The organism is Parvimonas sp. M20 (genome assembly GCF_035282425.1).
Classification (GTDB): domain Bacteria; phylum Bacillota; class Clostridia; order Tissierellales; family Peptoniphilaceae; genus Parvimonas.
The window spans coordinates 14,139-36,804 of sequence record NZ_JAYKBQ010000006.1 but is presented as its reverse complement, the minus strand read 5'-3'; the positions used below and the strand labels follow the sequence as shown (position 1 = coordinate 36,804).

The 22,666-nt window shown below is 26.9% G+C and carries 24 protein-coding genes; 2 read left to right on the top strand and 22 right to left on the bottom strand.

What is annotated here, in order from left to right; genetic code table 11:
* Positions 1-30: 30 nt before the first annotated feature.
* The 9 genes from VJI93_RS04160 to VJI93_RS04120 all read right to left on the bottom strand — a co-directional run bounded on the left by VJI93_RS04160 (position 31) and on the right by VJI93_RS04120 (position 7,076).
* Positions 31-798: a hypothetical protein gene (locus VJI93_RS04160; RefSeq protein WP_323999687.1), complete on the bottom strand. Its 768-nt coding sequence runs from the start codon at positions 796-798 to the stop codon at positions 31-33.
* Entirely contained in the window at positions 795-1,709 is a 915-nt protein-coding gene (locus tag VJI93_RS04155) for an ABC transporter ATP-binding protein (protein ID WP_323999686.1), read from the bottom strand. The genes VJI93_RS04160 and VJI93_RS04155 overlap by 4 nt, the downstream gene beginning before the upstream one ends.
* Positions 1,709-1,906 (bottom strand): PLD nuclease N-terminal domain-containing protein, encoded by a 198-nt coding sequence (locus tag VJI93_RS04150; protein ID WP_009448946.1) that lies wholly within the window; start codon positions 1,904-1,906, stop codon positions 1,709-1,711. Before VJI93_RS04150 ends, VJI93_RS04155 begins: the two co-directional genes overlap by 1 nt.
* A 9-nt stretch (positions 1,907-1,915) precedes the next feature.
* Entirely contained in the window at positions 1,916-3,271 is a 1,356-nt protein-coding gene (locus VJI93_RS04145) for a PH domain-containing protein (protein WP_323999685.1), read from the bottom strand.
* Position 3,272: 1 nt separating this feature from the next.
* Positions 3,273-3,623, bottom strand: a complete 351-nt coding sequence (locus VJI93_RS04140; RefSeq protein WP_323999684.1) for a GntR family transcriptional regulator — start codon at positions 3,621-3,623, stop codon at positions 3,273-3,275.
* A gap of 112 nt (positions 3,624-3,735) precedes the next feature.
* Complete coding sequence (locus tag VJI93_RS04135) at positions 3,736-4,626, bottom strand: CPBP family intramembrane glutamic endopeptidase (RefSeq protein WP_323999683.1); 891 nt, start codon at positions 4,624-4,626, stop codon at positions 3,736-3,738.
* A gap of 24 nt (positions 4,627-4,650) precedes the next feature.
* Entirely contained in the window at positions 4,651-5,265 is a 615-nt protein-coding gene (locus tag VJI93_RS04130) for a CPBP family intramembrane glutamic endopeptidase (RefSeq protein ID WP_323999682.1), read from the bottom strand.
* Positions 5,266-5,551: 286 nt separating this feature from the next.
* Positions 5,552-6,949: a L,D-transpeptidase family protein gene (locus tag VJI93_RS04125; protein WP_323999681.1), complete on the bottom strand. Its 1,398-nt coding sequence runs from the start codon at positions 6,947-6,949 to the stop codon at positions 5,552-5,554.
* Entirely contained in the window at positions 6,939-7,076 is a 138-nt protein-coding gene (locus VJI93_RS04120; protein WP_324009211.1) for a hypothetical protein, read from the bottom strand. Before VJI93_RS04120 ends, VJI93_RS04125 begins: the two co-directional genes overlap by 11 nt.
* Positions 7,077-7,173: 97 nt before the next feature.
* Between VJI93_RS04120 and VJI93_RS04115 the strand changes: the two genes are divergently transcribed.
* Positions 7,174-7,980, top strand: coding sequence for a pyruvate, water dikinase regulatory protein (locus VJI93_RS04115; RefSeq protein ID WP_323999680.1), 807 nt, complete (start codon positions 7,174-7,176; stop codon positions 7,978-7,980).
* A gap of 12 nt (positions 7,981-7,992) precedes the next feature.
* Positions 7,993-10,617: a pyruvate, phosphate dikinase gene (gene ppdK / locus VJI93_RS04110; RefSeq protein WP_323999679.1), complete on the top strand. Its 2,625-nt coding sequence runs from the start codon at positions 7,993-7,995 to the stop codon at positions 10,615-10,617.
* A gap of 77 nt (positions 10,618-10,694) precedes the next feature.
* Here the strand turns inward: ppdK and VJI93_RS04105 are convergent, their stop codons facing one another.
* The 13 genes from VJI93_RS04105 to VJI93_RS04045 form a co-directional block, all read right to left on the bottom strand.
* Entirely contained in the window at positions 10,695-11,705 is a 1,011-nt protein-coding gene (locus VJI93_RS04105; protein ID WP_323999678.1) for a hypothetical protein, read from the bottom strand.
* A gap of 50 nt (positions 11,706-11,755) precedes the next feature.
* Entirely contained in the window at positions 11,756-12,010 is a 255-nt protein-coding gene (locus tag VJI93_RS04100; RefSeq protein WP_442953994.1) for a TfoX/Sxy family protein, read from the bottom strand.
* Between the two features lie 15 nt (positions 12,011-12,025).
* Positions 12,026-12,709, bottom strand: coding sequence for an HAD family hydrolase (locus VJI93_RS04095; protein WP_029949239.1), 684 nt, complete (start codon positions 12,707-12,709; stop codon positions 12,026-12,028).
* Positions 12,710-12,917: 208 nt separating this feature from the next.
* On the bottom strand, positions 12,918-13,094 hold the full coding sequence (locus VJI93_RS04090; protein WP_324009210.1) for a hypothetical protein: 177 nt from the start codon (positions 13,092-13,094) through the stop codon (positions 12,918-12,920).
* Between the two features lie 84 nt (positions 13,095-13,178).
* On the bottom strand, positions 13,179-14,099 hold the full coding sequence (locus VJI93_RS04085; protein WP_323999677.1) for a pseudouridine-5'-phosphate glycosidase: 921 nt from the start codon (positions 14,097-14,099) through the stop codon (positions 13,179-13,181).
* The gene (locus tag VJI93_RS04080; protein ID WP_323999676.1) at positions 14,071-15,189 is read right to left on the bottom strand and encodes a carbohydrate kinase; all 1,119 of its coding nucleotides are present in this window, start codon (positions 15,187-15,189) and stop codon (positions 14,071-14,073) included. Before VJI93_RS04080 ends, VJI93_RS04085 begins: the two co-directional genes overlap by 29 nt.
* 679 nt (positions 15,190-15,868) lie before the next feature.
* The gene (rpsU, locus tag VJI93_RS04075) at positions 15,869-16,048 is read right to left on the bottom strand and encodes a 30S ribosomal protein S21 (RefSeq protein ID WP_004832359.1); all 180 of its coding nucleotides are present in this window, start codon (positions 16,046-16,048) and stop codon (positions 15,869-15,871) included.
* 147 nt (positions 16,049-16,195) lie between these two features.
* On the bottom strand, positions 16,196-16,537 hold the full coding sequence (locus tag VJI93_RS04070; RefSeq protein WP_323999675.1) for a histidine triad nucleotide-binding protein: 342 nt from the start codon (positions 16,535-16,537) through the stop codon (positions 16,196-16,198).
* A gap of 143 nt (positions 16,538-16,680) precedes the next feature.
* Positions 16,681-18,060, bottom strand: coding sequence for an ATP-binding protein (locus VJI93_RS04065; protein WP_323999674.1), 1,380 nt, complete (start codon positions 18,058-18,060; stop codon positions 16,681-16,683).
* A gap of 104 nt (positions 18,061-18,164) precedes the next feature.
* Positions 18,165-18,677, bottom strand: coding sequence for a cysteine hydrolase family protein (locus VJI93_RS04060; RefSeq protein WP_323999673.1), 513 nt, complete (start codon positions 18,675-18,677; stop codon positions 18,165-18,167).
* 67 nt (positions 18,678-18,744) lie between these two features.
* On the bottom strand, positions 18,745-20,076 hold the full coding sequence (locus VJI93_RS04055) for an MATE family efflux transporter (RefSeq protein WP_323999672.1): 1,332 nt from the start codon (positions 20,074-20,076) through the stop codon (positions 18,745-18,747).
* Positions 20,066-22,159, bottom strand: a complete 2,094-nt coding sequence (topA, locus tag VJI93_RS04050; RefSeq protein ID WP_323999671.1) for a type I DNA topoisomerase — start codon at positions 22,157-22,159, stop codon at positions 20,066-20,068. Before topA ends, VJI93_RS04055 begins: the two co-directional genes overlap by 11 nt.
* 10 nt (positions 22,160-22,169) lie before the next feature.
* Positions 22,170-22,613, bottom strand: coding sequence for a GNAT family N-acetyltransferase (locus tag VJI93_RS04045; protein WP_323999670.1), 444 nt, complete (start codon positions 22,611-22,613; stop codon positions 22,170-22,172).
* Positions 22,614-22,666: the final 53 nt, after the last annotated feature.

Sequence of the window (22,666 nt, the reverse complement as noted above, 5' to 3'; positions counted from 1 at the left end):
AAAAATGCATTGTCGAATGACAATGCATTTTTAAATTTCTTTTCTATTTAGTACAAATATTGATGTAAAAATCATCAAAATTGTAAGTAATATTGTCGTTAAAATCGAATATTTATAATCTGTAAATGACACAATTTCTTTAATGACATTAATATTGTCTGATAATAGAAACATTGGTAAAAACTTAGCTATTTTATCATACATTCCAATTAAAAATTGTAAAGCAATAGTTATAACTAAAGTTGATAAAGCACCTATAGTATTTCTAAACACAAAACCTGCAAAACATTCTAATGTTAGTAAAAATATTCCAAATATCAAAATTGGAATTGATGCTTTTATTGCAAGTAATATCTCAACATTTTCTTTAAATATATAATTTGTATATAAATTAAAGATTAAACAGTAAATAATGAAAGAGACTGTCCAAAGTATCGATGCAAAAAATATTTTAGAAATTACAATTTGAAATCTAGGTAATCCCTTTGCAACTAAATTTACTAATGTTTTTTTAGAAAACTCATTTACTATATAGTTACTGAAAATTATAGCTATAAATATAAAGCCAAGTTGAGTTACATTTTTAAAAAACTGTGCCCATGAATCTATAAAAGTAGGCTCTTGAAGTCCTTTAGCTAGTTCTTCTCCCAAAAATGATTTTAAAATTTCAGGAGAAATTTTCGCTGTAACAGGACCTAGAATTCCAAGAAATAGAAATATAAAAAACATTATAAATAATTTTTTATTCCTAATACTTTCAAGATATTCTTTCTTTAACAATGCTATAAATACTTTCATTTTATCACCTCTATAAATAAATCTTCTAATGAAGGCTTAATTATATTATAGCTACCAATAAGCAAATCATTATCCAAAACAGTTTTAAATATTCTATTCTCGATATATTTCAAATTTTCAAAAGAAGAAAATATTGCGGAGCAATCATTTAATTCAACTTTAATATTATTAGTTTCAAATTTATTTAAAAATAAATCCCTATCTTCAATATTAAAAAATTCTACTGAAATTCTATCTTTTAATCCCATATTTTTGATGTCGGATATATTTCCATTTAAGCTATTAACACCGTCATTTAATATCAAAAACTCATCACAAACTCTTTCAACATCTTGTAGGATATGAGTTGAGAATAAGACCGTTGTATGCTCCTTAATCTTTAATAGTATATCCAAAATTTCTTTTCTACCGATTGGATCTAAAGCTGAAGTCGGCTCATCGCAGATTAGTAATTTAGGTCTATTAAACAAAGCCTGGGCAATTCCAAGACGTTGCTTCATTCCTCTGGAAAATTTTCCTATTCTCTTATTTTCATCTTTTAACCCAACTAAATTTAACATTTCTTCTGTTCTTTCTTTAATTTCTGATTTTGATAATCCCGTAATTTCTCCACATAAATTAAGGTATTCTTTTGAAGTCATATAATCATAGAATTCCGGAACATCAGGCAAATATCCAATAAATCTATTTGTTTTCGTATTTCCAAAATGAACTTTTTCATCAAAAACTAAAATTTCTCCACAATCAGCCTTTAAAAAGCCTAAAATGATTTTCATAGTGGTTGTTTTTCCAGCACCATTTTTCCCTAGAAATCCAAAAATCTGTTTTTCTTTGATACTAAAAGTCAAATCTTTGATAACATCATTTCCATTAAAAGTTTTTCTTAAACTATTTACAGTTAAAATATTCATTATTCTTCACTTCCAAATACAAAATATGAAATAGGTCCAATAGTTTGAATAAGAATTATCACACAAATCCATATCAATCTATTTCCACATCTATAATTTTGATGTTTTAAACAATGTCTTAGTGCAACTACTAATAATGTTATATTTATAATAATAATTGGCAATAAAATTAAAAAATGTTCTCTTAAAAAGTCCATAATTTCCTCCTATTTATCCACAAAATTTTTCAATTTTTCATAAAGTTGTTCAGTTTCCTCATTAGTTCTCATATTAATATAAACTGTTTTTTCATTTTTTCTGCTTATCTTTATGACCTTATCTGTTTTGTTGAAAACATAAAGCCTAACATTTCCTTCTCCCTCTAAAGAGAAATTACCATATGCCTTTTCTTTAGTAGCTCCACCATTCATCCTAATAGCTCTTTTTTCAGGAAATTTATCAAGCAATTCTAAATTCTCAATATCACTTTGTTTTATATTATCTTTATAAAGTATTGTGGAAATTTTAACAGTATCTGAAATTTCAACTTTCCAATCTTTTTCAAAAGTTAAAGCCAATGCAATTATAATAACAAATGCTACAAGTATATTCGAGAAGGCAAATAAAATTTTTCCTTTTTTATTTCCACGATTAATAACGGTATTACCTGTATTCATAGGATCAGGCACTAAAAGTCTTGGGTCATTTGGATTTTTATATCCAAAAATATCATAGTATTCGTCTTGATCCTCAATGAATTTATCATCTTCAATATTACTACTTATTTCCATATCAATTTTATTAATGGTATATATAATATAAACTACAAAAAATGTAATAGAAATAATATATCCCACAAATGGAAGGAAAGAATATTTATACATTTTTTGTAAATATATCAAAACTAAAAATAAAACAGAATAAAAATTTACCAAAGTAAAAATTTTATTTTGAAGTTTTATAATTTTCATTTTATTTATATATAAATTTTTTTCTTTATTTTCGCTTATAACTGATATTTTAGACCTTCTCCAGAAAAGTCCCATAAATATCATTGCTATTAAAGTTGTTGCTAAGCATATAAACAAAATAAGCTCCATATCGAAAAAAGTTCCAAAAATAGAGAAACCACCGATAAAAACCACCAAAGGAATTAACCATAAAAAAATTGGAAGTTTCTGTTTATCTATTTCTTTTGAAACTGTAAAATCTACATATTTTCTCGTAAAACTTGCAAAGTTCTTTTCCTTTTTTAGTTTTCTCATTTGTTTTATATATTTATTTGCTAAAACTCCAAGAGAAATTACATAAGCAAATATTATTCCAATATAAAGCAAAATTTCTATATCAGTTTTAGTAAGTAGTGGTAAAAATGAAATTATAAAAAACACTAAATGAAGTAATTTAAAACTCTTTAAACCATTTTTTCTAATCTCTTGAACTTCCTCACTATCTACCTCATTTATAGGAATTGTAGTAAGTAAAATTTTCCCATTATTATAAGAAAATCCTTTCTTTTGAGAAAAATAACTTATAGCAAAAATCATCCATAGACATCCAATCAAAATAAAATCGTAAATCATATTAAAAACTCCTTTCTATAAGCTGAAGCAAGAACTCTTTTCCAAGCTTTCTCATCTTAACCTCATTAATTAAATTTTGTAAATTCTCTTTTATGTTTTCAATATTTTTTTCTGTACATCTAACATATACAATCGAACCCACACGTCTGTCAATCTCAATTACATTTTCACTTTTTAAAATTCCATAAGCCTTATTTACAGTCATAGGATTTATTCCAAAATCTTTTGCAAGCTGTCTAACAGATGGTAATTCATCTCCATTTTTTAAATTTCCCTCTGCAATTTCTTTAATAATTCCATTACAAATCTGAGTGTAAATAGGAACTTCCGACAAAGTATCAATAAAAAACATTTTTCTCATCTCCTTGTATTATATATTATAATACAGATAATACAAAAAGTCAACAAAAAAGTTCAGCTTTTAAGAAATTTTTTTAATCTTAATTGCTAAACTTTATTAATTGTTAATTTAAAACTGTTTCTTCTTTATTTTTCTTTGATTTCCAAAGATATAATACCAAGCAACAAATAGTCATCAAAACACAAGATAAAATTGTTCCCTCTAGTCCAAATATTGGATCATAAGCGAAACTTCCTTTTACTGAGCCACCTATTTTGAAAATGGAATACGGAACATTTGTTCCACTATTTGGTAGTCCAAATAATATACTTTGAGTAAAATTCCACATTGCATGTAATCCCATTGCCATCCACAAACTGTCAAAGTAATATACGAGCATTGAAAAGAAAACTCCAACAATAAATATACAGTAAAATGGCAAAATAGACATTCCACTATTGAACAAATGCAAAACAGCAAAGAATAGTGAATTAAATATGATAACAAAAGCAGGACTATTAGTAGATTTCATTAATCTTTGATACATAAATCCTCTGCATAATAGTTCTTCAGCCGAGGATTGAACAAAAACAGCAAATAGCAAACCAATAAAAGGAAATGTTTCAAATTGACTAAATCGTAAAATAAAATCTCCATTTATCATAGCAATTAAAGCACAAAATCCATTTAATATAAATCCTATCAATAGCCCTAAAAATAGATATGCTATGTTATTTCCTTTAGTCTTAGTTGTTATTTTATCTATGATATAATGATTATTTTTAAAAACGAATAGTACAAGAAGAACTCCAATCCATACATAAATTGGTTGAATATACATAAGAAATGTATAGATATATGCACTACCTCTAATTAATCCAGAAGCAAACAATCCCTTAACTAATCTAGATGTAAGTAATGCCCCTATTATTTCACATATGAATAGAATTGCATAACTTATTATACAAATCCATAAGACATTATCACACCATTTTTTATCCTGTATATTTTCCATAATTAAAGTAAGTCCTCCTTAAAATTATGCTATCAATTGAAAAGCATAACATATTCCTGAAAAAGTATTGGTAAATGCATGAATTCCCCAACCTGTAAGTATTGATCCATTTGCTTTTTTTTCATTTATGTAACCAATTATCCAACCAATCATTCCTGTAAACAAAGTTATTACAATGCTTTTTAAAATTCCAACAGCAGAGAAAAACATAATTCCGTGAATACAACCAAATAATAGTGCTTGGATTAGATTTCCTACTGTAAATCCAAATTTATTTCCAATTCTTTTTAAAAGAAAACCTCTAAATAGTATTTCTTCAGGAAAAGAAGTATTAAATACTGCATAAATTAATATTGAAGGCAAAGCCTTAATTCCTAATCCTGTAAAATCAGAATATGCAACTCTCACATTATTAAGTGAGTATAAGACAAAAACAGAGAGAATAAAAAATAAAACTAATACTGAAAAAACCCAAGTAAAAAGTTTATTTTCTTTTACATTATTTACTTTTTTAAATCCAATCCATTCAAAGAAATTTATCTTTTTTCTTGAAGTGATTAACCACCACAAAAACGGTATTAATGAAAATATTATAATTTGAATAATACTGTTAGTCAATTTTTTTATTAGTAAATCCATAACTAAATCTCCCCTCTATTTATTCTTATATTATATATAATACAATTAAGGTAAAAAGTCAACAGTTGAAAAATTAATAATTTTGACTATGAAAATCTAATTTGATACAAGGAAGCTTTATGAGATCTCCCCATTTCACTCAGCTTCGCTTCGTTTCGGTAAATATGACGTGTTAGGAGATTTGCTTTGTGTAATACTATGACGTGAAATTTTTTATTTAATTCACAAAAAAAGTTTAGTAACTAAAACTGAAAAATCAGCCTTAATCACTAAACTAAATTCATTTTTAATTACTCTTATAAATTATAACCGGAGTATTTATCTCAACATTTTCGTAAATTTGCTTTACTTTATCCAATGGTGTATTTATACAACCATGGCTTCCAGATGTTTTATAAATATCTCCACCGAATTTCCCATTTCTCCAACTTGCATCATGAATTCCTACACCTTTCCAATTTATTGGCATCCAATAGTCAACATGAGAAACATAGTCATAACCATGAGAAGATAAACCCTTAAGATTTCTATCTTTTTCTCTGCTCCAAACTTTCATAACTCCGACTGGTGTCTCAGCATTTTTTCTTACATCTCCAGTAACTATATCTGTTTCTAAAATAAGTTCTCCTTCTTTGTAAAGCCACATATGTTGTCTAGTTAGGTCGATTTCTATATAAGTTTTACCTATATCATCATCTTTATCGTAATACAATCCCTTGTGTAAAAATACAGGTTCAATAGAATCGGATTCAAAATTCAACAGTTTTTCAACCAAAAGATCTTTTGTCTTGTTAACATCAATCTGCCAACCGTATATTCCATCTTTTCCAGGAACAACAATTTCTCCTTTACCAGTAGTTTGAAATTTTCTATCCATCCCAAAAGTATCATATTTAATTGCAAGTCTTCTAACATAGTCTCTCGCCTTTTGTTCATCGGGTTTCAATTCTCCATCAACAAATGTAAAAATATTTGCTAAAATTTCACCATCTAAAATTTCTTTATTTGAGCCAATATTAATTTCATACTTTAATTTTGAAATTTTTTCATATTTTGAAAGAGCATCTTGTAAAGATTTATCATTTTTTTTCAGCTTTGGATGTTCTGAAATTGTACTCATATCAATACTCTCTTTTCTTTCAGAAAGGGCAATCAAAATCGCCTCTTTCAACTTTTCTTTAGTTGTATAAGTTCCCATAACTTCATCTTGGATGCTATACTTACCATCTTTATAGACAATTTTTGCATCTTCAGGATGCTTTAGACCTTTTAAAATTAAAGTATTTTTTAAAAACTCTTCAAACTTTTCATTATCATAACTAATATTTACTTCCAACTTAAAATTACGACTTGTGAAAAATGCCAAAGGCCAAGCAAATTGATTTTGTAAAATCTTTTTATTAGCCGAATATTCTTCCTTGTAATTTATCTTTTCAGGTTTAAAAAAATCACTCTTTCCATCAGAACGATTTAACTTAATAGAAACATCTGTCCAATCTTTATTAAAAACATCATCTATCATTACATAACTTACATCATTTCCATTTATTTTAGTATTAGGTAAAGTTATAAAAGAAAATATTATAACACCAAATAAATAAATTGATATAAATAGCGCTCCGAAAAATATGCATAATTTTTTAATTAATTTTTTTCCTGAATCTGCTTTTTTGCTATCTTCCATCAAAAAATACACCTCCATTTTGTGATAATATAATTAATAATCCTATATATACCATAAAATCAAACATAATAATCATTTTACTGACCACTATTAGTATATTGCTAAGCTTATTAATTAATAATATCATCTAATTTTATCATATTTAATTTTAAAAGTAAAATCTTTAAAAAACTTGTATTTCCTTAGTTAAAAGTTTATAATATATTTAGTAAGGAGGAAGATAAATGCTTAACATTTTTTTAATTTCCGACTCTACGGGGGAAACAGCGGAACAACTTGCACGTGCCGCTCTTGCTCAGTTTAATAACATTAAGTATGCTCTTAAAAGATTTTCTCATATAAGAGAGTTTTCAGATCTTTCTGAGATACTGAACAAATGTAAAGAAACTGAAAATTCTATTTTATTTTATTCTTTAGTTGATGCTCCACTTTTGGATTATGTTAAAAAGTTTTCAGAATTACATTCTATAACTAATGTAGATTTGCTTTCTGCGTCCATTTTAGCTATCCAAAGAGTGAGCAATATTACTCCTGGAAATACACCAGGTGCTCTTAGAAAGCTGAATGAAGAATATTTTAAAAGAATTGACTCTATCGAATTTGCAGTTCGTTACGATGATGGCAAAGATCCTAGAGGAGTTTTGATTGCAGACCTTGTAATAATTGGAATTTCTCGAACATCTAAGACTCCTTTGTCAATGTATCTTGCAAATAAAAATATTAGAGTTGCAAATATTCCTCTGGTACCAGAAACACCTGTACCTGAAGAATTATTCCAAGTTTCGCCCAAAAAAGTTATAGGCTTAACTAACACACCCGAAAAGTTGGAAAGTATAAGAAAGGAAAGACTGAAATCTTTAGGTCTTCCTGATAATAGTATTTATTCAAATTCAAATAGAATACTTGAAGAACTTGAATATTCTAGCCGAATAATGAAAAAAATAGGCTGTCCTGTAATAGATGTATCAGCAAAAGCTATAGAAGAAACAGCTGACATTATCTTGAAACATCTATTAAAAATTAATAAGTAATTGGAGGAAAAAATGAGCAAATTTGTTTACAATTTTGATGAAGGCAATAAAGACATGAGAGCTTTATTGGGAGGTAAAGGTGCCAACCTTGCCGAAATGACTAATATTGGACTAAATGTTCCTTTTGGTTTTACTATTACTACTGAGGCTTGTAATAATTTTTACAAAAATGACGAAAAAATTTCTGAAAGTCTAATTGAAGAAATTAAAACTCACATAAAAGACTGTGAAAACAAGCTACAAAAAAGTTTTTCAAGCACAGAAAATCCTCTATTATTTTCTGTAAGAAGTGGTGCCGTTATATCAATGCCTGGTATGATGGATACTATTCTTAACTTAGGTCTTAATGATAAATCAGTTATCGGTCTAGCAAACTCTACAAATAATGAAAGATTTGCATTTGATAGTTACAGAAGATTTATCCAAATGTTCAGCGATGTTGCTATGGAAATTCCAAAAATTTATTTTGAAAACGAACTTGATAAAATCAAGGAAGAAAAAAATGTAAAAATGGATACTGAATTAACTGCTGAAGATTTAAAAATTTTAGTTGAAAAATTTAAGAAAATTTTCAAACAAGAAACAGGCAAAGAATTCCCACAAGATCCAATTGAACAATTAATCATTGCTATTAAAGCAGTTTTCAAATCTTGGATGAATCCTAGAGCTATCGTTTATAGAAAATTAAATGGTATTGACGATTCACTTGGAACTGCTGTAAATGTTCAAGCTATGGTTTTCGGTAATATGGGTAACACAAGTGGTACTGGTGTAGCTTTCTCTCGTAACCCAAGTACAGGAGAAAATAAATTATTCGGAGAATTTTTAATGAATGCACAAGGCGAAGATGTTGTTGCAGGTATTAGAACTCCAGAATCAATTGAAAAACTAAAAGAAATTATGCCTGAAGTTTATGATGAATTCTTAAGAATTGCAAAAACTTTGGAAAAACATTATAAAGATATGCAAGACTTGGAATTTACAATTGAAAAAGGTAAATTATACTTATTACAAACAAGAAACGGAAAAAGAACTACAGATGCTGCAATCAATGTAGCAGTAGATTTAGTTAATGAAGGATTAATTTCAAAAGAAGAAGCTATTTTAAGAGTTGAACCAAAGAGTTTAGACCAACTTCTTCACCCTATCTTCAATGCTGAAATGATGAAAAATACTCCTATCTTGGCAAGAGGACTAGCTGCTTCTCCAGGAGCTGCAAGTGGTAAAGTTTATTTCCACTCAAAAGATATAGTTGATGCAGTTAAATCAGGAGAAAAAGTAATCTTAGTTCGTCAAGAAACTTCACCGGAAGATATCGAAGGAATGGTTGAAGCTGAAGGTATCTTGACTGCAAGAGGTGGTATGACTTCTCATGCTGCCGTAGTTGCAAGAGGTATGGGTAAATGTTGTATCGCAGGAGCAAGTGAAATTAAAGTTGATGAAATTGAAAAAGTTATAAAAACTCAAAACGAGGTTATCAAAGAAGGCGATATAATTTCTCTTGACGGAACAACAGGAATTATTTACAAAGGTGCAATTGAAAAATTAAATCCACAATTAACTGGAAACTTTAAAATCTTTATGGATTGGGTAAATGAAATAAAAGTTTTAGGAGTTAGAGCAAATGCAGATAACCCTAGAGATGCAAAACAAGCTGTTGAATTTGGAGCAGAAGGAATTGGACTTTGTAGAACTGAACATATGTTCTTTGACAAAGATAGAATCCCTGTTGTAAGACAAATGATTCTTTCAGAAAATACTGAACAAAGAGTTGAAGCATTAGAAAAAATCAGACCAATGCAAGAAAAAGATTTCTATGATATCTACTCTGTATTAAAAGAAAAATCAGTAACAATCAGATTACTTGATCCACCTCTACATGAATTCTTACCTTATGAAGACGAAGATATTAAAAACTTGGCAAAAGAAATGAATATCGACGAGTCTCATCTAAGAGATGTAATTACAGATTTGGAAGAAGTAAATCCAATGCTTGGACACAGAGGTTGTAGACTAGCAGTTACTTATCCTGAAATATATAGAATGCAAGCAAAAGCTATAATAAATGCTGCAATAAAAGCACAAAAAGATTTGAATATCTCAATTACTCCTGAAATAATGATTCCATTAGTTGGAGAACTTGAAGAATTAAAATATGTAAAAAGAGAAATCGTTGAAGAAATCAAAATAACTTTAAAAGAATTGAATGAAAACATTAAGTACAAAATTGGAACAATGATTGAAATTCCAAGAGCTGCCCTACTTGCTGATGAAATCGCAACAGAAGCTGAATTCTTTAGTTATGGTACAAATGACTTAACACAAATGACTTTCGGTTTTTCAAGAGATGATGCTGGAAAATTCTTAAATGAATATGAAAATAAAAAAATATTCGACTTTAATCCATTTGCAAAATTGGATCAAAAAGGTGTTGGTAAATTAGTAAAAATGTCTTTCAAACTTGGAAGAGAAACTAACCCTCATCTTCATGTAGGAATTTGTGGTGAACATGGTGGCGATCCTGATACAATTGAATTCTTAAATTCTGTAGGAATCGACTATGTATCATGTTCTCCTTTCAGAGTTCCAATCGCAAGACTTGCAGCAGCACAAGCAAAAATAAAACAAAGTAAATAAACTTTAACTAAGAGAAATAAAAGACAAAATGGATAGCGAAATGCTATCCATTTTAATTTATACATAATTATTACTTATTACTTGGTTCTTATTATATATTTTTGCAAAAATTTTATTAAATTATCTTCAAATTTTTGTTTAAATTTAATCATTTCTTCTTTTATTGACTTCTTTTTTACTTTCAAACATATTGCATAAATAATTACTATAATTTCAATTATAATAACTCTATTACATCCTCTATTAAAAATTAATAATAGTTTAGAAGTATCTTTTCCTTTAGAGATTAAGTTTATATAAATGAATTCAAAAAACTTAAAATCTTCCGTTAAAGCTATATAAATATACAAAAAAACAATAAATATATTAAAATATAATTTATTAAATGCAAGTTGTTGTTTAGTTTTGTTTATATTTATTAGTCTATAATGAATATTGGATTTCAATTTTCCATACATATTAATAACATCTTCATAAGACATAAATTGATTAACAACTATTAATATTAAAGAAATAAAAGCATAATTTTGTATACTAATCCAACCAGCTAAAAAAATCAAAAAAGTAGCTAAAATAGTAACTAAATAACTAATTCTCAAAATATTTTTTAACATGCTATTAAAAATATAAATAATTACTATTGTTGTAAAAAATATAACAATTACATTTTTCCATTCGGCTAAATTAATAGCAAATAAATATCTATAAATCATTTTTAATAACAAAACTATATTATATATACTTAAAATTAATAATTCAAATATAAATATTAAATCAACTATAAATCGGTATTCTGTTCCTATTTTACTATTATTATTTTTTATTTTATATATAAAACCTAAAAAAGTAATAAATATTGCAACTACTAGACATATAAAAAAAATTAATACAAACATTTTATTAGAATAATCAAAAAAGACACTTGTTATCCATACTAAAAATTTTAGCAGATAATCAAAAATAAAAAAATCAACTAACACACTAGAAAAAATTAAAAATAAGCAAAGACCAAATTTATTCTGCTGTATTTTTATATATTTTTTCTTACAATTTTCAAAACAAGGTTTTTTATAATTACTTTTTCCCATAAATCCTCCTATTTTTTTCATTTTATTTTAATATATAGTTATTGAATAATTTATTTGTTATATTTTTTCTTCTTAACTTTTGGGAAAGGTAATTCATCATACATTGTATCAAATAATCCTTTTAGATACATTTTATCTTCCACATCATCAACTAATAGCATTTCTTTTGCTCCTTCATAAAGCAGTTGAAATTGTACCTCAGAAACACAGTCAATAGCTATCTTTGTAGCTTTTACTAAAAATCTGTCATCATATATTCCACCAATAACTTTTTCTTTATAATAGATAATATATTCTCCCATCATCGTCCTATAATGAATTTAAATATTATCTAATTCAAAAAAATTTTTTATTTGATTATTATAATTAATATTTTTATTAAATCTATTAACTAATATAGCACTCATTCCAACTGATTTTGCACCAAAAATATCTTCTTTAATATTATCTCCAAACATAACAGATTCCTTAGGTAAAGCACCTAAATCATGCATTGCAAAATTAAATATAACTTTTGAAGGTTTTGCAGCTCCAACTTCTTCACTAATATAAATATGATCTATATAATCTAATAGCCCTGTGACTTTTAATTTACTCATTTGACCATCAGTAGGACCATTTGTAATAATTGCTATTTTCTTCTTAGCTTTTTTAATTTTTTTCATAAAAGGAATAACATCATCAAATATTTTAATTTTAATATTCCCTTCTTCCATAAATATTAAATTAAGTTCTTTAGCTTTTTCATCTACATTATTTACTCCAAAAAAATTTAAAATATCAGAATATCTTCTTGTTCGATATTCTATTTTATTAAGTTTTCCTTCAAGAAAAGAGTTCATTAATTTAACTTCATTTGAAATGTATTTTTCCTTAAAAAGATGAATATCAATTCCATAATTCATTAATTGTCTATTGATTCTAATATTAGCTTTTTCCTTTGCTGATTTATAATTACATAACGTATCATCTAAATCAAAAAAATAGTATTGATAATCATTCATATAACACTCCTTTATCAATTAATAATATAAAATACTTGTTTTATTTTAATATTTACCTATTTTATACTTAATATTTTTTATTGCTTTTATTAATTCATCTAATTGTTCTTCTTCAAAAATACTAGGTACCATTTTTGTGATTGACTTGGCACTTTGTAAATTTTTTTCTTATCAATTTCCCACTTACTACCTTCATCTAATATTTTTATCATTTTACACAACTTTTTACTATAATAAACCCATATATATCTTTATTTTCACCTAGATAAACAATATCAATATCTTTTGATATATTATTAATTATATTAGATATCCACACACTATCATTAACATTGTCCTTTATTAAAATAATATCATCAACAACATTTAAAATATGCTTTTGCACTTTAATTATATCATACTAAAAAGCTTTTTCAAAATAGTAAATTTTAATGCGTAAATTCATAAAAAAGTCGGAATTCTCCGACTTTTATGCTAATTTTGAATATTCTATTGCTATTTTACTTGCAAGTTTTGCGTTATTGAATACTAATCTGATGTTAGCTTCTAAGCTCTTTCCTTGTGTAAGTTTTTGAACTTTGTCAAGTAAGAATGGTGTTGTATCTTTTCCTTTTATTCCATTTTCATCTGCTTCTTTTAAGGCATCTAAAATTGTCTTGTCAATTGCTTTCCTATCCATTGAAAATTCTTCCGGAATAGGATTAGCAATTACAACTCCACCATTAAGCTCTAAATCCCATTTAGCTTTTAAAACTTTTGCAATTTCTTCTTCTGAATTTATTTTACTAACTTTAAAATCACTTTCTCTTGTGTAAAATGCTGGTAATATATTAGTTTGGTATCCATAAACAGGGACTCCCTTTGTTTCTAAATATTCTAAAGTAAGACCCATATCTAAAATTGATTTACATCCTGCACAAATAACTGCAACATTTGTATTTCCTAATTCTTCAAGATCTGCCGAAATATCCATCGTAGTTTCTGCTCCTCTGTGAACTCCACCGATTCCACCAGTTGCAAAAACTTTAATTCCTGCCATTTCTGCACAAATCATTGTTGCAGCAACAGTTGTTGCTCCATTTAATTTATTAGCAACAACATAAGCTAAATCTCTTCTTGAAGTTTTTGTTACACTAAGTCCAGCTTTCCCGATTACTTCAATTTCTTCTTTTGTTAGCCCAACTTTAATTTCTCCATTTATAATAGCTATTGTAGCAGGAATTGCTCCATTTTCTCTAACAACTTTTTCAACTTCAAGAGCTGTTTCAACATTTTTAGGATAAGGCATACCATGTGATATTATTGTTGATTCCAAAGCTACAACCGGTTTATTTTCTTTAATTGCATTTTTTACTTCTTCACTAACTGTTAAATATTTTTCTAATTTCATAACTTCCTCCAAAATTTAATAGATTTTTTTCGCTTATATTTTCACTTACTGTATCCACAGATTGTGCAGTTATAAATCCTGCAACATTTCCAAGTTTTGCACATTCTAAAATATCTTTTTCATTAACAACCCCAAAAATTATTCCACTCATAGCTGCATCTCCACAACCAGAAGTATTTTCAATCTTTGGTTTTTCATTTATCCTTACAATTCCGTTCTCATTTTTATCGGCATATAAAATTCCCTTTTCGCCCATCGAAATAAAAACTTTTTGAACACCTTTTTCTAAAAATACATTCACAATCTTTTCTAAATCACTTTCATTTTCATAAGGAATGTCAGTTAATTCTTCTGCTTCATAAATATTCGGTTTTAAAAGATAGATGTACTTTAATAATTTCTTTATTTTTAAAGCCTTTTTTCTAGAAACACAATCTACAATTATCTTTGAATTAGGGCAATTTTTACAGATGTATTCAAGAACATCTTCTCTTAAATTCGTATCCATAACTATATACTTATAACTCTTGATTAAATCAATAAGTTTAGAAATAAATTCAATATTGATTTCATCCAAAACTTCCATTGAAGAAATGGCAGTAAATAAATCATTGTTTTCATCCAAAATAGAAATATAATTTGACATACCTCTATTGGTTAAAAATTTACTGTTTGAAAAATCCAATCCGATTTTTTTCAAATAATCTTTGATTTCTTTTGAATAAACATCATCGCCAAATACAGAAATAAATTTATTTTCTATTCCCATTTTTAGTAAATTTTCAGCAATATTTTTTGCAACTCCTCCAAAAGAATATTCCAAAGTTCCCGGATTTGAGTCTTTCATATTTATTTTTTCAAAACTTTTTGCAATAAAATCAATATTACATCCACCAATAACACAAACTTCTTTTGATAAATTAGAGTTAATCACATAGGCTCTTCCGACCAAATATCCCTTTTTAATCAAATTTGAAATATGAACTGCAACAGACGATCTCTTTATATTAAGTAAATCAGCCAGTTCATTTTGAGAGATATAAGGATTTTCTTTTATTATATCTAAAAGTTCTTGTTCTCTTTTTGTCATAATACCTCCTTAAACAACAGTTTATTATATTATATCAAGTGTTTATATAAAAATCAATATTTTAAATAAAAAAATAAACTATCTTATGATTTAATTTTCACTTCACTTTTAAAGATTATCCAATCCCAAAGTTTACTTATACTTAAGTAATTCTTCTAGAAATCTCATAAAGCTCCGTTACGTAGAACTAGATTTATGTAATTGATTATTCCAAAATTAACTATTTATAAAAGTTCTTTAAAACTTATTTTTACTTGTAACAAGCAACAATATTTCTGAAAAAAATTATAAAATAATTTTTGTATGTATCTTCGATACATTTACTTTTGCTAAAGCAAAAGTATGAGATCTCTCCATTTCGCTCTGCTCCAGTCAAGATGACGTGTTAGGAATTTTTCTTTGCAAAGTATTGTGACGTGAACCTGTTTATTTTCTATAAAGTTTAAAAATTATTATTAATTTTTATTAACTTTTTATGTTGGGCTATTAATCGAAATATTATACTTTATATGCAATAAGAACCTCAGCATACCCGAGAACCTTGTTGTTTCACAATAAGAACATCACCCTTCCTCGATGCTTTGCATCGGGCGGGTGCCCCAGAACCTTGTTACTTCGTAATAAAAAAAGTCCTTAAAAAAGGACTTTAGTTAATTCAAACAATTAAATTTTAAACAGCTTAGAATTTTTTCTTTTTTCTTCTTGCTGCCTCTGATTTTTTCTTTCTCTTTACACTTGGCTTTTCGTAATGTTCTCTTTTTCTATATTCTGAAAGCACTCCAGCACGTGCACATTGTCTTTTAAATCTTTTCAACGCATTATCCAAAGATTCGTTTTCGCCAACTCTGATCTCTGCCATGATATCCCCCCTCTCTTATATAGACAAACTGTCTTGAGAAATAACATAAATATTATACAACAAAAATGATATAAATTCAAGTAAATTCACTATATTTTTTTAGTATAATTGATAAAATTTATAAAAAATTTTAAGATAATTTTAATTTTAGCCCGGTGGCCAATTTAAACTACGTCCTGCAAGAACGTGAAAATGTAAATGCTTAACAGTTTGTCCGCCGTCTTCATTACAATTATTTATAATTCTATAACCTGATTCATCAAATCCCATTTCTTTAGCAAGTTCGGAAATTTTTAAAAATATCTTTCCAACCACTTCAGAATTTTCCTTATCTATGAAATTACAAGATTCAATATGTTTTTTAGGGATTACTAAAAAATGAATCGGAGCTTGAGGGGATAAATCATTAAATGCAACTATATCATCATCTTCATAAATTTTATTTGATGGAATTTCTCCATTAACAATTTTGCAAAATATACAATCCATTATCTCACCTCCATATAATAAATATATCAAAATCAAAATAGAGAAGCTCTATTTTAATTATTGTCTATTATACCATATACCAATTATCTTTACAACAAAACAATGCTCATATAAACACAAAATCTCTCCATTTTTTATAGAAGTTATATTTTATACATGCTTCCAATATCTACAAGCTCAACATTGTTTTCAATTTTAAATTTTTCAAATCCAGATAAACTTGTAATCCAATAAGTAGCTTTTTTATATCTAAAATTATAAGACTTATTAATCAAATTGTCTAAAACATCTTGTTTAACTTTGCTATTATTCCACTTAGCTTCGACAAATAAAAATTCATTTTCATTATTATAAGCCAACATATCAATTTCTGACTCTTTTTTTAACTCTTTATCTGTTCCCCACCAATTACCATAATCAGTTGGAATAAATGAAACTTTTGACTTTTTTAATCTCTCTTCAAAATATTCAATAGAGATTTTTTCAAAAACATCTCCCATATAATCATTCAAATTTTTTTCTATGCTTTCATATAAAACTTCTCCCAGTCCTATATTTATCATATTTAAGTTGGTTTGAACAAATTTATACCAAAATAGAAACATAGTATCTTTTATAACATAAATAGGTCTTTTTGTTTTTCTATTGAGTACAGGCGTCTTTTTTTCTATAATTCCAAGCTCTATAAGAGAATTTAGATAATGAGCTAAACCACCACTAACTACATTTAATTTTGTGGATATTTCATTTAGTTTACTAGCTCCTGCGGAAATCGAAAATAAAATATCATTATAAAACTTTGGCTGTCTTAATTCTTGTTTTAATAGATTAAGAGGTTCTTCATACAAACGACCACTTGGTTTTAAAAAAATATTTATTATATTTTCTTTTAAAGACAGATTTTCGTCAAAAAATGTTAAATATTCAGCAACCCCATTAGTTAATCCAAAAACTATTGATTTTTCTTTATCTGAATATGAATTGACAAACTCTCCGGATTCCAAATAATTAAAAGCATTTATTTTAAATTGACTTGTTCTTCTTCCATACAAAGGACTCTTGTACCCTAAAACCTGTTCCTCCATAAAACTCATAGATGAACCGCAAAGTATAAGAAATAATTTACTTTTTTCTCTATATTCATCTATCAAATTTTGTATTAATGATGAAATATATGGTGCTGATTCAGCTAAATAAGGAAATTCATCAATAACAAAAATTATCCTTTTGTCTATACTATATTGAAATAAATATCTTAATGCACTTTCGAAATTACTGAAATCAGGTAATCCTTCTAAATTTCCACAAGCCTTATATATCGCTTTTGAAATTAAACTAAGATTTATTAGTTCGTTTGATTCAGTAGCAACAAAATAATAGCCCTCTTTTTCTTTTATAAATTCTTGAATTAAATAGGTTTTTCCAACTCTTCGTCTTCCATATATTACAGATAAGGCAAATTTTCCATTTTCATATTCTAAATTTAACTCTTTTAGTTCATATTTTCTTCCAATAAATTTCATAAAATCACCTCAATATAATTATAATATAAAAAAACACGATATGCAATGGTATATTATTGCATATCGTGTTATTGCATTTTTTACTTAATTAAATAATTTATTTTTTATAAAATATCAACTTGACACATTTTCATGGCTTCCAATGCTGTATTATGACTTTGTGGAGTAACTCCCGCACAACATTTACTATCTACGATTAATTCAATTTCAGGTAAAAATCCTTTAATCATTAAAGTATTTACAATCACACAAATATCTGTACAAATTCCAACAAATTCTATGCTTTCAATTTGCTCTTTTTCGTTTACGCTTTTTAAATACTCAACTAAGTCGCTGGATCCAAAACCTGCTTTTTCAAAAATTTTACAATTTTCTTTATAAATACCTTCTCTGATTTTCCAAGCATCAGTCCCCTTTATACAATGTTTTATAGGAAGTTTTCTACCCTCTTGAGTATTTAAGTAATTATCATCATGAGTATCCATTGTATAAATAATTTCTCCGTCAAAGTTTTTAATTTTTTCCTTTAAATTTGGTATCATATTTATAGCTTCTTGAGTCCCCAATCTACCATCAACAAAATCATTTTGAACATCAATAACAACTAATATTTTCATAACCAGCCTCCAAAAGTTTTTTATAAAAAAATCTAAATATTTTAACCAAATAAATTATATACATTAATTACTCTTTTGTCAAATTATAAAATTCATCAGTTACAATATATCTATAATATTTCAAAAATATTACACTCAAGATACATTCATTTACGAATTGTGCAAATGCAACTCCAAATAGAGATAAATCAAAAACTTGTGTTAATATCAACATTAAAATAAGACTTAAGATATTTACCCCTGCAGTTGTTTTTAATAAAAACATATTTTTATTCAAACCCTGTAAAGCACATTTATATATGTATGAATATGAACTACAAATATTTGCAATTAAGAAAAATATCAAAAATTTTGTAGCGATATTTTGTACAGAAACGTCATCTGTAATAAGTTTAGGTAAATATTCTCTAAAAATAAAGAATAATGCACTTCCAAAGATAAATAATACAGTTGTAATCTTAACAGAAATTTTAGGATAATCTATCAAATTTCTAAAGTTTTTCTCTCCGGAACTTATGCTTATTAAACTCAAAGTCGCAGAGCCATAGATATGTTTAAAAGTAAATAAAAACATAATTAAATTTGTAATTATTGAATATCCAGCAAATTCGTTATTCCCTATTCTAATAACAATCATATTGAAAATAATAACAAAAATAGTTCCGTCAAAAATTTCCTGTATCATAATAGGAAAAGCTAATTTAAAATGATTAATTCCATTTATAAAATAGCTTTTTATTAATTCAAAATTTAAATTTAATTTATTTTTCAATACAAAAATGTAAATAAGAAGATTTACAAACATTGAAAAAACTGTACTAAATCCGACCATAGTAATTCCAAGTTTTGGAAAACCGAATTTTCCAAGAACAAACAAATAATCTAAACCCAAATTTAAAACTGAAGAAACAGTAGATCCTATTAAAATCCACTTTGTCATATTTGAAATTCTAAAATATGCCCCAAATGTAAATAAACATAGTTGTAACAAGACACAAAAACTCATAGGATATGAGAACAAAATCCCCTGTTCCAAAGTTTCTCCAGACAAATTATAGAATATTTTTAAAAAATATGTATTTACGAGCAACATCAATAATAAGAATAAAATTCCCATAAAAATATTAATAGCAAGAGATGAAAAGAATTCATAATTTAGACCTTTTTCATCTCCCTGTCCCAGTTTTTCTCCAAGTTTTGTATTTATAATTATTGCAGTCGCTCCCAAAACTCCACTTATAGTATATAATGTTGAAGAAATCAAATTTACTGCATTAAATGCAGGTGTTGAAACTCTTGCAACAATAGCAATATCGGATAACTCCAAAATATAACTTAGGATAAAATTTACCATAAGTGGAAAAGCAAATTTGTTAAGTTCTAATCTTTTATTTTTCATTTTTCTTTTTCTTTAAATCAATTTCAAAATCGCAATTTTCATCGGAACATTTTAGTGCATGTTTAAATCTGTTTTTAACTTCCACTAAGAATTTTCCACATTTTTCGCATTTTTTATCAACTATCGGCTTGTCCCAAATTGCATAATCACATTCAGGATAATTTTCACAGCCGTAAAAAACTTTTCTCTTTTTTGAAATTTTTTCGATTATTCTTCCGCCACATTTAGGGCATTTTACCCCAGTATCTTTAACTTCCTTTTTTATATAATTACAATCAGGAAATCCGCTACAACCGATAAATCTACCGAATTTTGTCTTTTTGATAACCAAATTTTTACCACATTGTGGACATTTTTCATCAAGGACTTCATCTTTTATTTTATAATCTTCTGAATCTCCTTCAGACTTTTTCAAAAATGTTTCAAATACAGCATAGAAGTCTGAAATAACTTTTTTCCAATCCTTTTTATTTTCAGCTATTTCATCGAGCTTTTCTTCCATTTCCATAGTGAATTTTTCGTTTATAATTGTTTCAAAGTTGGAAACTAAAAACTTATTTACATTTTTTCCTAAATCTGTCGGAATAATTTTTTTATTCTCAATTAAAATATAAAATCTGCTTGTCAAACTATTTATAATACTTGCATAGGTACTTGGCCTTCCAATTCCATTTTCTTCAAGTTTTTTAACCAAAGTAGCCTCTGTAAAATTGGCAACCGGTTTTGTAAAATGTTGGCTTTTTTCTATTTTTTCAGCATTTATTACATCTTTTACTTCTAATTTAGGCAAAGGTTCATCCTTAATATCACTTGAAGTATATATTTTTGAAAATCCGTCAAATAAAGTGTATCTTCCATTTAATTTATAGATACAATTATTAGAATTTAAAACTATTTGTGTACTTTCATAACTTTCTGCCTTCATTTGAGAAGCGACTGTTCTTTCCCAAATCAATTTATATAGTTTATATTGATTTGCAGTTAAATAGCTTTTTATTTTTTCAGGACTTCTAAAAATACTACTTGGTCTAACACCCTCATGAGCATCTTGTGAATTTTTTTTCTTTAAATTGTACTCATTACCTTTACTTGCATAATTTTTCCCATAATTTTCGGTAATGTACTCGATAGTCTCTGCAACTATTTCTGATGAAATTCTAGTTGAGTCAGTTCTCATATATGAAATTAAACCGACAGAGCCTTCTTTACCAACATTAATCCCTTCATAAAGTTGTTGAGCAATACTCATTGTCATTGAGCTTGAAAAACCTAATTTTCTTCCCGCTTCTTGTTGTAATGTACTTGTAGTAAAAGGTGGTTGTGGTTTTCTCTCTTTTTTTACCTTTTTTACATCTTCCACGATAAAATTATCTTTATCTGTTTTTTCTACAACTTTTAAAGCCTCTTTTTCATTTTTTATCTCTTTTTTTACTATTTTTTTATTTTCATATTCTCCATAATATAGTGATTTAAACTCTATATTTTGGACATTATGTATCCCTTCAATCTTCCAAAATTCTTCCGGAACAAAATTATCTATCTCTTCTTGACGTTCACAGATAATTTTTAAAGTTGCAGATTGAACACGTCCTGCTGAAAGTCCACTCTTTATTTTTTTCCAAAGAATTGGAGATAGTTTATATCCTACAAGTCTATCTAAAACTCTTCTGGCTTGTTGTGAATTTACTAAATTCATATCTATTTTTCTTGAATTTTTTATAGATTCTTTGATACTCTTTTTAGTAATTTCATGAAATTCTATTCTGTTATTATCATTAATATCAAGACCCAAAAGGTAGGCAATATGCCAAGAAATTGCTTCTCCCTCTCTGTCGGGGTCTGTTGCAAGATATATATTTTCAGAATTTTTGTAAAGCTCTTTTAATTCTTTAATCTTAGATGCTTTTCCTCTTACATTTATATATTCAGGTTCAAAATTATTTTCTATATCTATCCCCATTTTACTTTTAGGTAAATCTCTTATATGTCCAACACTTGCTACAACTTTGTAATTACTTCCAAGCATTTTGCTAACTGTTTTAGCCTTTGTTGGAGATTCTACTATAACTAAATTTTTATACAAAACTAACTCCTTACACAATCTTACTCATCGAAATATGTTCTATTCCCACTTCAACAAAAATATCATCATTATCTTTTGTATAACCTAACATTTCATAAAAGGTCATTGCATGATATTGTGCTGAAAATCTAATTATCTTTTTTTCATTTTCTTTCTTAAATTTTTTTACGGTTTCTTCCATACTTATAAATAAAAACTTTCCTACTCCTTTTCCTCTGCAAGATTTCTTTACACAGGCTCTTCCAAAATAGACAATGTCTTTATTTATATTCATAATCCTTGCAGTTGCAAGAAGCTCATCTCCTTCAAAAACTCCCACATGAATTGTATCTTCTAAACTATCTCTGTCATCAACTTCATATTCAAGTGGAACTTTTTGTTCATCTACGAAAACTTCCTCTCGCAAAGCGAATGCCTTTTCCATTTCTTCGCTTTTTAAAATTCTATATTCCATAAAAACAACTCCGTATAATCTTTAAACTCTCTATATGTTATATAATTTAATTA